The organism is Inquilinus sp. 2KB_23, assembly GCF_052115705.1.
In the GTDB taxonomy this organism is placed as follows: Bacteria; Pseudomonadota; Alphaproteobacteria; order DSM-16000; family Inquilinaceae; genus Inquilinus; species Inquilinus ginsengisoli_A.
Genome location: NZ_JBFRHF010000008.1, coordinates 213,337 through 226,504, shown reverse-complemented (window position 1 = coordinate 226,504; position 13,168 = coordinate 213,337). Strand labels below are relative to the sequence as shown.

The 13,168-nt window shown below is 67.9% G+C and carries 12 protein-coding genes and 1 tRNA gene; 4 read left to right on the top strand and 9 right to left on the bottom strand.

Features of this window, described 5'->3' with window-relative positions; all coding sequences use genetic code 11:
- Positions 1–54 precede the first annotated feature (54 nt).
- Positions 55–131 (top strand) — tRNA-Arg (locus AB4112_RS12800).
- A 483-nt stretch (positions 132–614) separates the two neighbouring features.
- On the opposite strand, the gene AB4112_RS12795 is transcribed toward AB4112_RS12800, so the two are convergent.
- The 9 genes from AB4112_RS12795 to nanR all read right to left on the bottom strand — a co-directional run bounded on the left by AB4112_RS12795 (position 615) and on the right by nanR (position 8,574).
- Entirely contained in the window at positions 615–821 is a 207-nt protein-coding gene (locus AB4112_RS12795) for a zinc ribbon domain-containing protein (RefSeq protein ID WP_441720102.1), read from the bottom strand.
- Positions 822–935: 114 nt separating this feature from the next.
- Positions 936–2,036, bottom strand: a complete 1,101-nt coding sequence (locus AB4112_RS12790) for an ABC transporter ATP-binding protein (protein WP_309793880.1) — start codon at positions 2,034–2,036, stop codon at positions 936–938.
- A gap of 13 nt (positions 2,037–2,049) precedes the next feature.
- A complete protein-coding gene (locus tag AB4112_RS12785; RefSeq protein ID WP_441720099.1) occupies positions 2,050–2,910 on the bottom strand; it encodes a carbohydrate ABC transporter permease in 861 nt (286 codons plus the stop codon).
- Positions 2,910–3,848, bottom strand: coding sequence for a carbohydrate ABC transporter permease (locus tag AB4112_RS12780; RefSeq protein ID WP_309793878.1), 939 nt, complete (start codon positions 3,846–3,848; stop codon positions 2,910–2,912). The genes AB4112_RS12785 and AB4112_RS12780 overlap by 1 nt, the downstream gene beginning before the upstream one ends.
- Positions 3,849–3,912: 64 nt before the next feature.
- A complete protein-coding gene (locus AB4112_RS12775; RefSeq protein WP_441720096.1) occupies positions 3,913–5,568 on the bottom strand; it encodes an extracellular solute-binding protein in 1,656 nt (551 codons plus the stop codon).
- Between the two features lie 85 nt (positions 5,569–5,653).
- On the bottom strand, positions 5,654–6,709 hold the full coding sequence (locus AB4112_RS12770; protein WP_441720094.1) for an NAD(P)-dependent oxidoreductase: 1,056 nt from the start codon (positions 6,707–6,709) through the stop codon (positions 5,654–5,656).
- Between the two features lie 4 nt (positions 6,710–6,713).
- Positions 6,714–7,502 carry an HpcH/HpaI aldolase family protein gene (locus AB4112_RS12765; RefSeq protein WP_441720091.1) on the bottom strand — a complete coding sequence of 263 codons (789 nt, stop codon included), beginning with the start codon at positions 7,500–7,502 and terminating at the stop codon, positions 6,714–6,716.
- Positions 7,503–7,561: 59 nt separating this feature from the next.
- Complete coding sequence (locus AB4112_RS12760) at positions 7,562–7,867, bottom strand: putative quinol monooxygenase (RefSeq protein WP_309793874.1); 306 nt, start codon at positions 7,865–7,867, stop codon at positions 7,562–7,564.
- The gene (gene nanR / locus AB4112_RS12755; protein ID WP_309793873.1) at positions 7,867–8,574 is read right to left on the bottom strand and encodes a transcriptional regulator NanR; all 708 of its coding nucleotides are present in this window, start codon (positions 8,572–8,574) and stop codon (positions 7,867–7,869) included. The genes AB4112_RS12760 and nanR overlap by 1 nt, the downstream gene beginning before the upstream one ends.
- 69 nt (positions 8,575–8,643) lie before the next feature.
- Here nanR and AB4112_RS12750 point away from each other — a divergent pair, with 69 nt between their 5' ends.
- From AB4112_RS12750 to AB4112_RS12740, 3 genes are all read left to right on the top strand, one after another.
- Positions 8,644–10,458, top strand: a complete 1,815-nt coding sequence (locus AB4112_RS12750; RefSeq protein ID WP_441720087.1) for a hypothetical protein — start codon at positions 8,644–8,646, stop codon at positions 10,456–10,458.
- 196 nt (positions 10,459–10,654) lie between these two features.
- Positions 10,655–12,178 (top strand): sugar ABC transporter ATP-binding protein, encoded by a 1,524-nt coding sequence (locus tag AB4112_RS12745; RefSeq protein ID WP_441720084.1) that lies wholly within the window; start codon positions 10,655–10,657, stop codon positions 12,176–12,178.
- Complete coding sequence (locus AB4112_RS12740; protein ID WP_309793870.1) at positions 12,178–13,167, top strand: ABC transporter permease; 990 nt, start codon at positions 12,178–12,180, stop codon at positions 13,165–13,167. Before AB4112_RS12745 ends, AB4112_RS12740 begins: the two co-directional genes overlap by 1 nt.
- Position 13,168: the final 1 nt, after the last annotated feature.

Below are 13,168 nucleotides of genomic sequence, written 5' to 3'. Positions count from 1 at the left end.
AAGCGACACGGCGGGGGTGCATCGCCCCCGCCGGCTTGCTATAAGGGCGCCGCGGTCCCCGTAGCTCAGCTGGATAGAGCGGCTGCGTCCTAAGCAGCGGGTCGGGAGTTCGAATCTCTCCGGGGACGCCACTTCGGTATAAAACTGCGAACGCCAAAGCTAGCCATTTCTACGCCTGAAGCGGGAGTAAGTGGCCGTAGGGGCTCGGTTTTCGAACCTTTGATGCGGATTTCGTGGCGGTCGACCACTTCGATTCGCTGGGCGAGAGCCCTCAGATAGCCCCGCCGAAATGTTCCATCTTCGTTCCTCAGCTTACACCGAGCCGCCAGGGCAAATGTGCGCAAACTATCCGGGGTGATCGCCGGCCCCAGCCAGTCAATCGCTGCGGTCGCACGCTCCTCGTCAGCCCGAGCCTGATCCCGAACGGCAGTCAGTTCGGCGATTCGATCCCTAAGCGAAGGATCAGCTGTGTTGACGACGCCATTCTCGATCGCCTCGTAGAGTCGCCTCAATCGAGCTTCGGCTTCGCCGGCGCGCTTGCGCAACTCGGTAATGTGCCCGCGCCGACGCTCCGTCCGTTCCTCTCCGATCTAGAAGCAGGCTCATCATGGCAGTCAGTGCTGAGGGTCGAGCAGACGCCATTCCAAATGGTCAGCGACAGCCTTATCCAACTTGTCCATCGGCACCGTCAGCCCACGGCCGCCTGTCGCGCCGAATCGCGCCTTGGTCGAGCACGTATAGTAGCGATAGTGCTCCGCCTTTCCCGAGGTACGAAGCGTCATCGCTCCACCGCAGCTCGCGCAGAAGCAAATCCCGGTCAAGAGCGTCGGCCCGCTGACGGCACGCGGCGCCCACGCTCAAATTCCCCGGAGTGCGATCAAGCAGCCACTATGCAGCCAGCCATTGGCATAGGCAGGGGGGGATCGCCTACCCGTCTACAACGCCCGCTCGGTCTGGGCGTCGAACACGGACGCCCGGTTCAGGTTGATCTCGAGCCCGATGGTTTCGCCGGCGGAGCCGACATCATGGGCTTGCAGCTCCGCCACGGCCTGTGCGTCGCCCAGGCGGAACGTGGCGAAAGTCCGAGAGCCGGTCGGCTGGAGCAGTTCGAGGGGCGCCTCGATCCGGACCGTGCCCAACCCGGCCCCCTCCTCCCGCGCTCGCACCACATGCTCCGGGCGCAGCCCGAGCAGCACGCGAGTACCGACCTCCGTCGCGTCCGGAATGCGGCCCGCAGGCAAGGGCAGCGGGGTCTCCCGGCCGTCGACGAGGATGCCGGCCTTTCCGTCCACGCGCGTCACACTGCCGGGCAGGAAGCTCATCCTCGGCGAACCGAGGAACCCCGCGACGAAGAGCGATACCGGCCGTTCGAACAGCTCGGCCGGCGACCCCATCTGCTCGATCCGGCCGTCGCGCATGAGGACGATCCTGTCGGCCAGCGTCATCGCCTCGATCTGGTCGTGGGTGACATAGATCATCGTCGTGGCGATGTCCTGGTGCAGGCGCTTGATCTCGCCGCGCATCTCGTCGCGCAGCTGCGCGTCGAGATTGGACAGCGGCTCGTCGAACAGGAAGATCTGCGGCTCACGCACGATGGCGCGGCCGATGGCGACGCGCTGCCGCTGGCCGCCCGACAATTGCCGCGGATAGCGGCCGAGCAGCGGCGTGATGCCGAGCATCCCGGCAACCCGGCCGACACGCCGGCCGATCTCGTCCGCCGGCATCTTCCGCGCCCGCAGCCCGAACCCGATGTTCCGCTCGACCGTCAGGTGCGGGTAGAGGGCGTAGTCCTGGAACACCATGGCCACGTCGCGGTCGCGCGGCCGCATGTCGTTGACCACCTCGCCGCCGATCTCGATGGTGCCCTCGCTGATGCCCTCCAGCCCGGCGATGGTCCGCAGCAGGGTGCTCTTGCCGCAGCCGGACGGGCCGACCAGCACCGTGAACTCGCCGTCGGCGATCTCGAGATCGATCCCCTGCACGGCATGGAACGGGCCGAAGCGCTTGTGCAGCCCGCTGATCTTGACGTCGGCCATCGGCGAGCCCCTTTCATCCACGCACGGCGCCGAGCGTCAGCCCGCGCACCAGATGCCGCTGTGCCAGCACGCCGAGCGCGATCGACGGCGCGAGAGAGACGATGGCGAGGGCGCTCGCCTCGCCGTACTGGGCGCCCTGGAACCCGAGAAAGGCCCGGAACACGGTCGGCAGCGTGAAGGCCGAACGGCTGGTCAGGACCAGGGCGAAGAAGAACTCGGTCCAGCAGGCGATGAAGGCGAAGACCGCGGCGGCAACGATGCCGGGCGCCGCCAGGGGCACCGCGACCTGCCAGAAGGCCTGCCACTGCGTGCAGCCGTCGACCAGCGCCGCATCCTCCATCGAACGCGGCATGCTGCGGAAATAGGCCAGCATCATCCAGACCGACACCGGCAGCGTGAAGACGGTGTAGGCGATGATCAGCCCGAGCCGCGTGTCGTGCAGGCCCACGCTGCGGTAGATCAGGAAGATCGGCAGCACCACGGCGATCGGCGGCAGGAAGCGCTGCGACAGGATCCAGAAGGACAGGTGCTTCCCACCGGTGTTGAAGCGGGCGAGGCTGTAGGCCATCGATGTGCCGACCAGCACCGACAGGATCGTCGCGGCCAGCGACACGACCAAGCTGTTGACGATGCCCTGCAGCCCGCGATAGGCGAACAGCGCGGCCGTGTAGTGCACCGTGGTCGGCTCCGCCGGGAACCACACCGGCGGAATGGCCAGGTAGTCGTCGCTCGGCTTGATCGAGGTGACGAACATCCAATAGATCGGCGCCAGCACGAAGAGCATGAACAGGCCGAGGAACACGAAGCGGCCGATCGCCGGCCGGCGTCTTCGCCTGCGGGGAATGGCACGTCGCGTCGTCAGGGTCTGCGTCATCAGGCCGGCTCCGATTTCGTCAGGCGCTTCACCAGAAGCCCGACCAGCAGGGCGGTCAGGATCAGGAGGATCCAGCTTCCCGCCGTCGCCTGCGACAGGTGGAACTGGGTGAAGCCGACGGTGTAGAGGTAGAAGGAGCTGGTGTAGGTCTTCGTGCCCGGCCCGCCCGCGGTCATGATGAAGATGGTGTCGAACAGGCGCACCGCGTCGAGCAGGCGGAAGGTGATCGCCAGCATGATGATCGGGGCGATCTGCGGCAGCGTGATCAGCCGGAACGCCTGCCAGCCGTCGACGCCGTCGAGTTCGGCCGCCTCGTAGAGGTTGGGCGGGATCGCCGTGAGCCCCGCGAGCAGGATCACGAACATGAACGGCGTCCACTGCCACACGTCGGCGAGGATCAGGGCGAAGTAGAGCCACGGGCTCTCGGTCAGCCAGCCGATCGTCACCTCGCGACCGAGGAGTTCGCCGAGCAGGTAGTTCATCGGCCCGAAGGGGCGCTGCAGCAGCAAGGCCCACGCCTGGCCGACGATCACCGGGCTGATGAACAGCGGGATGATCAGGACGGACATGACCAGGCCGCGGCCCGGGAAGCTGCGGACCATCGCCAGTGCCAGCGCCAGGCCGAGCCCCAGCTCGATGGCGACATTCGCCGCCGACAGCAGGATGGTCAGGACCAGCGACCACCGCGCCACCGGATCGAGCACCACCATCGAGAAGTTCTTCAGGCCGACAAAGGCGTGCCCGGGGATCTGGAAGTCATAGTTGACGAAGGACACCCAGAGCGAGAACACGAGCGGGTACACCGACAGCGACAGGATCAGCAGCACCGCTGGGACCACGAGCAGCCATTTGAAGTGGCGGTCGCTCCATTCGGACAAGCCGGCCCGCCGGCGCGGTACGCGCCGGGGCGGAGCGATCGAAGTGGCGTCGGTCGTCATGCGGCTGTCCGTGGATGATGCAGGATGGCGGCGGCGAAGCCGAGGCCCGCCGCCGCCCGCGCCGTCACAGCTTCACGGCCATCCCAAGCGCCTCGACCGTATGGTCGGCCGAGGAGCCGGGCAGCTTCTTGTATTCCGCGTAGAACGCCTTCTGGCTGTCGGTGCCCAGGCGCTCGGTCGTCTGGTCCCATTCCGCCGCCGCGGTCTCGAGCGCGGCCCTGGGATCGGTGCCGGCCCAGACCGAGGAGCACATCCGATCCAGGCTGAGCGCGTAGTCCTGCCAGCCGGGCATGATCATGTCGAGCAGCCCGACATTGGCCGAGTTGCAGAGGTTGGCCAGGTAGTCCTTCGCATCCGGCCAGAGGGCGCCGTACAGCTCCGACTTGTAGTGCGACAGGCGGTAGGGATCCCGCAGCGCATAGGGCAGCATGGTGCGGGCCAGCGACACCGGCGGCGAGGTCGCCCATTGCATGAACAGGTAGGCGGCCTCCGGATTCTCGGAATCGGCGGCGAGCGCCTTGCTGTAGCCGGTCGCATGCTCCGGGTTGCCCGGCACGACGGCGTAGCCGACCTTGCCGGCGATGGTGGAGCGCGGGATGAAGTTGATGGCTGCATCGCTTTGCGAATAGTTTGCCGCCATCCGGCCGCTGGGTGGCCAGGAATAGATCATCGCCACCTTGCCCTGCAGGAAGGCGGCCCAGAGCGACACGGCATCCAGCTCGTTGTTGCCGGGGATCGACGCCTTGTTGGCCGCGATCATGTTCTCGAGAGTCTTGATGCCGGCTGCCGAGGCCAGTCCGGCCTTCATGTCGCCGTCGAACAGCTCGCCCCGGTTCGCCCGGAACTGCTGCAGGAAGTCGTACTGGTTGCCCGGACTGCCGGCCTTGCGGAAGTGCCCCGCTCCGTAGAGGTTGGGCGCCATCTGGTCGGTGATGAACTGGGCGACCTGGGCATAATCCTCCCACGTCTTCGGGACGGCCAGCGGCTTACCGAACTTCTGGCTGTAGGCGTCCTTGAGCTTCGGATCGTCGAAGACATCCTTGCGGTAATAGAGGGCGAACATGTCGCCGTCGTCGAACACACCCCAGATCTTGCCCTTGTAGGTGGGCAGCGCCTTGAACAGGGGGTGATAATCGTCGAAATCCGCCTTGTTCATGTGCTTGGCGATGTAGTCGTCGAGCGGCGCGATGACGCCGCCATCGGCGAGTGACGGGGTCCAGGCCGGCTCGATATCCAGGATGTCGTAGGCCCCCGACCCGGCGATGTGCTCCGCCACGGGCTTCGAGTATTGGTCGGGATGCGACAGCTCGACCACATTCGACTTCATCCCGGTCAGCTGTTCCCACAGCGGTCCGGAGAAATGCCGCGGGTCGAGCGCCTGAAGCCCGGACTCGTAGGTCATGGTCAGGGTCACGTCCGGGAACTGCTTGGCGGCCTGCACGGCGCGATAGGCCGAACCATCCGCCGGCCCCTCCGTGGAGGCCTTGAGGGCGGCCGCCTGAGCCTGGCCGAGCGGCGTCGATGGATCCGCCAGCTGGGCGGCCGCCTGGGCCAGGGCCGAGCGGCTGATCGAGGCCAGCAGCGGCCCGGACACGGCGAGCATCCCGGTCATCTGCCCGAATCTCTTGATGAAGCTGCGCCGGGTGGGCTCCCCCCGCAGCCAGGCGTCGACATCGGCCGCCAGGCCGGCTTCGAATTCGCGTCTCGTCCGATCGTTCATGCTCGCCTGTCCTCCCTGGATCCGCCGGTCGTGAGCGCCGGCTGCTTTGCATCGGTCTCTCCCCTTTTGGAGGAGAGCGTCGCCCTTACGGTCCCGCGCCGAAGCGCCGGCCGAATTCCGCCAGCCGTTCGCGCCAGCGGAACGCGTCAAGCACGGCGCGGTTGACCACGCCCCGCGGCACGCGCCCCTGCTGCACCTCCAGCACGGCGCGGACATCCGCGGCACCGTTGCCGGCGAAGCACTGGTCGGTCCAGCACAGGGCGTGCGGCGTTAGGATGGCGTTGTCGAGCTTGAGGATCGGGTCGTCCGGGTCCGGCGGCTCCTGCTCCAGCACGTCGAGCCCGGCCCCGGCGATCCGCCGCGCCTGCAGGGCCTGCGTCAGCGCCGCCTGGTCCACGATCGGCCCGCGCGCAGTGTTGATCAGGTAGGCCGTCGGCTTCATCAGCGCGATCCGGTCGGCATTAACCAGATGATGGGTCTGCGGGGTCAAGGGACAGCTGACCGAGAGGATGTCGGCGCGGCGGAACACGTCATCGAGCCCGACGAGCTCGATGCCCAGCTCCGCCGCCACGGCCGGGTCGGCCGCCGGGTCATGGGCGATGCATGTCATGTCGAACGGCCTGGCCATCCGGAACATCTCGGCGCCGATGTTGCCGATCCCGAGCGAGCCGAGTGTGCGCCCGACGAGACCCATGCCCATGTGTTCGGACCGCTTGGCGAAGCCGGCCGCGGCCTCGCGCGTCAGCCGGTCCTTGACCAGCAGCTTGCCGGTGAGTGCCAACATGAGCGTGATGATCGACACCGCGACCGGCCTGCGCACCCCATCCGGCGTGATCACGAGCGCGATGCCGGCCCGGGTGCAGGCGTCCACATCGACCGTGTCGTAGCCGACGCCGAAGCGGGCGACGACGGCCAGGCGGCCGCTCCTGGGCACGCTCTCCGCGGTGAAGCGGTGGGTGAGCAGGATCAGCGCGTCGATTTCCTCCAGCTGCTCGGCGCGCAACGGGTCGGCCACGTCCAGGAACAGCGCCTCGACCCCGGGCGCAGAGAGCAGCGGCGTGAGATCGAAGTCCGGATAGGTCGGCATTCCGTCGGGCTTCCGGAAATCGCCCGACAGCGCGACGCGAAACGGTCCGGCCATCGCCCTAGCTCCGCCCCGCCTTCGCGCCTTCGCGCAGACGCGTGATCGCATCCGCCAGCGCATCGTGCAGCACCCAGACATCGCCCGAGTAGCAGATGAAATCGAAGCCGGCGGCCTTGAGCTCGATGCCCTGGGCGACCGTCGGCACCAGGCGGCCCAGCGCCTTCTTGTGCTTCTCGCAGGCCGCGATGGTCCGGTCGATGGCGCTCCTGAAATCGGGATGGTCGAACTGGCCGGGGATGCCGAGCGAGACGGACAGGTCGAAATGCCCCACCCAGAGCGCGTCGACGCCCTCGGTGGCCGCGATCTCGTCCGCATTCTTCACGCCGTCCGCCGTCTCGATCTGGCAGAACAGGGTGGAGCGCCGGTTCGCGGCGGCGAATTTCTCGGTCACGGCGCCGGGCCGGTACCGGTCATGCGCGACCTGGAGGGCGACGCCCCGCCCGCCGGCCGGATGGTACTTCATCGACCGCACGATCTCGCGTGCCTCGGCGGCCGACCCGACCATCGGCAGCATCAGTCCTTCGGCGCCCATGTCCATCGCACGGGCGATGTGGTGGTACTCACGCGACGGCACCCGCACGATCGCGGGCAGCTGCGCGGCCTCGAAGTAGCGCATCGCGCTCTTCACTGTCTCGAAGTGGAAGCCGGAGTGCTCGAGGTCGAACAGCACGAAGTCGCAGCCCGCCGACTTCAGGATGTGCCCGATGCCGGGCGTGGCGAATTCGACGATGAAATGCCCGAACTTCGGCGCCTTGGTGCCGGCCATGGTCCTGAGATCCTGGTATGCCACTCCGGTTCCTCCCGTTGCTTCGCCCGGCCTGCCGGTCTGGGCGGCGATTTTCGAAACCTCTACAGCGCCCCCTCGCAGACGAGCTCGCCGACCGTCACCGATTTTCCGACCACATAGCCGGCGCTTGCGGCGTCGAACCTGGCGTAATGCCGGGACGCGACATGCGCGTCGAAGGCGGCGCGGTCGTCATAGATCTCGTAGAGCAGGACGGCATCGGAATCGCCCGTGGGCTCGATCACGTCGAAGCGGCGACAGCCGGCTTCCACCCGGGTCGAGGTCCGGGCGTTGTCGTCCACCAGCAGCCGGAAATCGCCGCGCGACCCGCTTTTCAAACGAAACTCGACAACCACGACATAGCCCCCCATCACTCCCCCCCGACGATTTCGTTGTAGCGGCGGGCGACATAGTTGAGATGCTCGTGCATCGCCCGTTCGGCCCGATCGGGATCACGGGCCGCCACGGCCTCGAAGATCGCCCGGTGCGCCTCGTAGGCGATCTCGTAGCCGCCGGCCCTCAGCGTGGTCTGGCGCTGCTCCAGCAGCCACTCGACCAGTCCTTCATGGATGGCGATGAAGATCGGATTGCGCGGGATCACCGCCAGCACGTAGTGGAAGCCGACATCGGTCTCCTGGAAGCGCTTGAGGTCGCCGATCGCCTCCCGGTTGGCGGCGAGCGCGGCTTCGAGGTCCGACAGGTCCTCCTTGGTGGCGTGCGACGCGGCATAACGGGCGAGGCCGGTTTCGAAGAAGCTGCGCGCGCTCTGGAAATTCTGCACCCCGCCCGGTGCGGCGAGCATGTGCCGCGTGGTGCCGGACAAGGCGCTGATCACGAATTGCGGCGTCGGCTGCGTCACCCGCGCCCGCTCCCCCGACCGAAGCTCCACCAGCCCCATCTTCCGCAGATGGAACAACGCCTCGCGGATGGCGGGGCGACCCACCCCGAACTGTCGCATCAGATCGCGTTCGGACGGCAGGAGATCCGAGGGCGCGTAGGAGCCGTCCTGGATCATGCGCTCCAGGTGCTCCGCCACGTCCTCGTACAGCTTGCGCCGACGGATCGCGACCGTGACCATTTGGTATACCTTTGATACCAGTATCGCGCTACGCTAGTCACTCCGACGCGCTCTCGTCAAAGCAATTCCATGCTGCATCGCGGCGGCGGGCGAGGCCTCGCCCGTTCCGCCATTCGCTTCAACCGGACTGTCACGAGGCTGAGCATGACTGCGGACGCATCCTCTTCCGGGCGCCTCTCCCCAGGCGGGCTCGATCTCCGGCTCGACCGCAGCGGCGCCTTCGCCCGCGGGATCACTCTCGACGGGGAGGAGCTGTTCCGCGGCATCGGCTTCGTTGTGCGTGACGTGAACTGGGGGACGGCGGATCTGCCGTCAGAAGCCCACCTGCAGCGGCAGGACGGGCGGGTGACGGCGACCGCGGGCGGTGCCCTCGACCCGGCCGCCGGAGACCTGACCTGGTCGATCACCTGGACCGTCACCGACCGCGTGGTCGAGGCCAGGGCCCGGGCCTGGTCGGCATCCGGCTTCGACACCAACCGGACCGGCTTCGTCGTGCTCCACAGCCTGGGGGCCGCCCGCGGCCGCCCGGTGGCCGTGACCCATCCGGACGGCCGGGTCGAGGAGGCGCGGTTCCCCGACCTGGTCTCGCCGCACCAGCCGTTCTTCGACATCGCCGCGATGGAATACGAGACCGCGGCCGGCCATCGCCTGCGGCTGGTGTTCGAGGGCGAGGTGTTCGAGACCGAGGACCAGCGCAACTGGACCGATGCCTCGTACAAGACCTATTGCCGGCCCCTGGCCCGGCCGTACCCCTACCGGATTGGGCCCTCGTCGACCGTCGAGCAGGTCGTCAGGCTCGAGATCCTGTCCCGGGCGACTGCGGCCGTCCCCGCGCAGGACAGCGGGCCGGCCGTCCGGAAGACGGCACCCCTCCCCGTTCTCGGCACCAGCCTGCCGCCCGGTCCGATCGCAGTTGCGCAGGCCGACGCCATCCGCACGCTCGGCCTTGGCTTCACCGCGATCGAGATCGACCCGTCCGAACCCGCCTGGCTGGAGGAGGCGCGCGCGAAAGTGTCGGCGGTCTCGGGACCGTTGCGCATCGATATCAGGGGCGGCGCCGCGGTCGGCACCCGTGCAATCCTGGAAGCCCTTGGCCCGTTGCTGGTCGGCCGGCCCACCATCGGCGTCTCGCTGTGGGATGCCGACGATGCGGCCGTCGCGGCCGCCCGGGAGATGCTGCCCGGCACCGTCATCGGAGCGGGTACCGGAGCCTTCTTCACCGAGCTCAACCGCATGACCCGTTGGCCGCCGGCGGACTATCTGGCCTGGACGTCCAATCCCACGGTGCACGGGTCGGACGACGACACCATCGGCGAGACCACCGAGCCGCTGGAGGACATCCTGGCCTCCGCCAAGGCCAAGCTGCCGGCTCGGCGGTTTCAGATCGGTCCGATGACGCTGGGCCTGCGCACCAACCCGAATGCCACCTCTCCCGAAGGCCGCCGTCGCTCCGCCGCACCGGATCCACGGCAAGGACAGGTCATCGCGGCCGCCTGGCTGGCCGGTACGGTCGCGGGGTTTCTGGACTCCGATGTCGAGACGCTGACATTCTTCGAGCCGTCAGGGCCGAAGGGACTGATTGCCGATGACGGTACTTGGACACCGGCCGCACATCTCCTGAGCCGCCTGTCGCATTGCGCAGGCCAGCCGGCATCGGCCCTGCGCTGGGCGGGCCACCCGCGCTTGCGCGGCCTTCTGATCGACATGTCCGATCACGATGTGCTCTGCATCGCCCATCTCCGGAACGAGCGTATCGCCCTGGCGCTGCCCGAGGGGGGCTGGCGGAGCGCCGAGGTGCTGATGCCGAATGGCTTCGTCGACTATCCGGTCGAGGGACTCGATATCGGTCCCTTCGCGGTCTGCTGGCTGCTCCGCCCCAAGTGACCGATCGGGTCGCAACGTCTCCGAAGGACCGGCTTCCGGAGGTGGTGGCAATAAGGCCGCTTTCGTGATCTGATCATCAGACAATTAAGAGACAACCTGCCGCGCGTCGCCCTCCAGCACACCGGCGGTTTTCAGAAGCGGATCGACAGGGGACGGGAAACGCCACTCATGGCGATGAGGATAAAGGGCGCCGACCATGGATGAGCGCGCCGAGCCCCCGGTCGTCGAGCTGGCGGGCATCTCCAAATCCTTCGCCGGCCTGACCGTGCTCAGGGACATCAGCTTCGACGTGCGTCCCGGCGAGGTGCATGCCCTGCTCGGCGAGAACGGCGCCGGCAAGTCGACGCTGATCAAGATCCTTGCCGGCGTGCACCGGGCCGATGCCGGGGAATTGCGGGTCGACGGCAAGCCGGCGAGCTTCTCCTCACCGCGCGAGGCGCAGCAGGCCGGCATCGCCACGGTCTATCAGGAGCTGCTGCTGTTCCCTGATCTCACGGTCGCTGAGAACATCTTCCTCGGCCATGCGCCGCGCCGGTCCTGGGGCGGGCTGGATTGGGAGACGATGCGGATCAGGGCGCGCGAGCTGCTCGATTCCCTCGACAGCCACGACCTCGACGTCGACCTCCGGGTGGGCAGCCTTTCAGTCGCCAACCGCCAGCGGGTCGAAATCGCCAAGGCGCTGTCCTGGAACGCCCGCCTGGTCATCATGGACGAGCCGACGGCGGCGCTGGCGGACGCCGACGTCAAGCGGCTGATGGATGTGGTGCGCCGGCTGCGCGGCCAGGGCGTCGGCATCGTCTATGTCAGCCATCGCATGGCGGAGATCTTCGCCCTCGCCGACCGCGTTACCGTGCTGCGGGACGGCGCCCTGATCGGCACCCGGCCGATCGGCGAGGTCGACGAGAAGACGCTGGTGTCGATGATGGTCGGCCGCTCGATCGAGCAGTTGTTTCCCAAGGGCGAGGCGGCGATCGGGCGGACCATGCTCGAGCTGCGCAACGTCTCCTACAGCACGACCGTGCAGGACATTTCGCTGTCGCTGCATGCCGGCGAGATCCTGGGCATCGCCGGGCTGGTCGGCTCGGGCCGCACCGAACTGGCGCTCACCATCTTCGGCATCACCCCGGCCACATCGGGGGAGATCCTGCTGGACGGCAAGCCGGTCGCGATCGGCGGGCCGGGTCAGGCCCGGGACCTGGGCATCGCCTATGTGCCGGAAGACCGGGGCCTGCAGGGCCTGATCCGGCCGCAGACGGTGCGCGAGAACGTATCGCTGGCCGTCCTCAGCCGGATCGCCAAGGCTTCCATCGTCGACCTCCGGCGCGAAGGCGCCCTCGCCCGCGATGCCATCAAGCGCTTCGGCATCCGCACCCGCGGGCCCGAGCAGGCGGTGCGCCAGCTGTCCGGCGGCAATCAGCAGAAGGTGGTGCTGGCGAAATGGCTCGCCACCGAGCCGCGCATCCTGATCCTCGACGAGCCGACACGCGGCATCGATGTCGGCGCCAAGGCCGAGGTGCACGCCCTGATCAGCGGGCTCGCCGCCCAGGGCCTCGCCATCCTGCTGATCTCGAGCGAGCTTCCCGAGGTGCTCGGCATGAGCGACCGTATCCTCGTCATGAGCGGCGGGCGCATCGCCGCCGCCTTCGACCGGGCGGAGGCGACGCCCGATGCGGTCGGCGCCGCCATGACGCGGTCCGGCGACTCGGCGGAGGCCGCCTGATGACGATGATCACGGCCGCGGCCCGCTCCTCGGCCCGGAGCGGACGGGTCGGCCGCTTCCTCGGAGCCTATGGCCAGGAGCTGGTCATCCTCGGCGCCCTGGTCGCGCTTTTCGTCGTGGTCGGCGCGGTCAACCCGCGCTTCCTGAGCAACACCAACCTGACCAGCATCTTCTCGAGCAACGCCTATATCGCGGTGGCCGCACTCGGCATGTCCCTGGTGATCATCTCGGGCCATATCGACGTGTCGATCGGCTCGCTGATCGGCGTGCTGGCTACCCTCTCGGGCACGCTCGCGGTCGGGGGCTATCCGGTCTGGGTCGCGTGGACCGCGCCGATCCTGGCCGGCGTGGTGGTCAACGCCTTCGTCGGCGGCCTCGTCGCCTATGCCCGCATCCCGTCGATCGTGGTGACGCTCGGCATGCTGTCGATCCTGAAGGGCGGCCTGATCAGCGTCACCGACGGCGCCTGGATCACCAACCTGCCGGCCGATTACCTGATCGCCCAGAAGCGCCTCTTCGGCCTGCCGCTGCCGATCTGGTTCATGGTCGTGCTGACGCTCCTGACCGCCTTCTGGATGCGCTACTCGGCCTTCGGCCGGTCGATCTATGCCGTCGGCGGCAATGCCGAGGCGGCGCGGGCGACCGGCATCCGGATCGAGACGACGACCGTCGCCGTCTTCGCCATCCACGGCGTCTTCGCCGGCATCACCGCCGTGCTGTTCGCGACCCAGCTGCAGGTCATCCAGTCGACCGTGCCGCCCAATCTCGAGCTCACGGTCATCACCGCGGCGGTCATCGGCGGGGTGTCGATCCTGGGCGGCATGGGCACGGTGATCGGCTCGACCCTCGCCGCCCTCCTGTTCGCCACCATCGGCTCGGCGCTGATCTTCCTCAACGTGTCGGCCTACTGGCTGCGCGCCGTGCTCGGCCTCCTCATCCTCGTCACGGTGCTCGCCGACATGGTGCGGCGCCGGCGCGTCGCGATCTGAG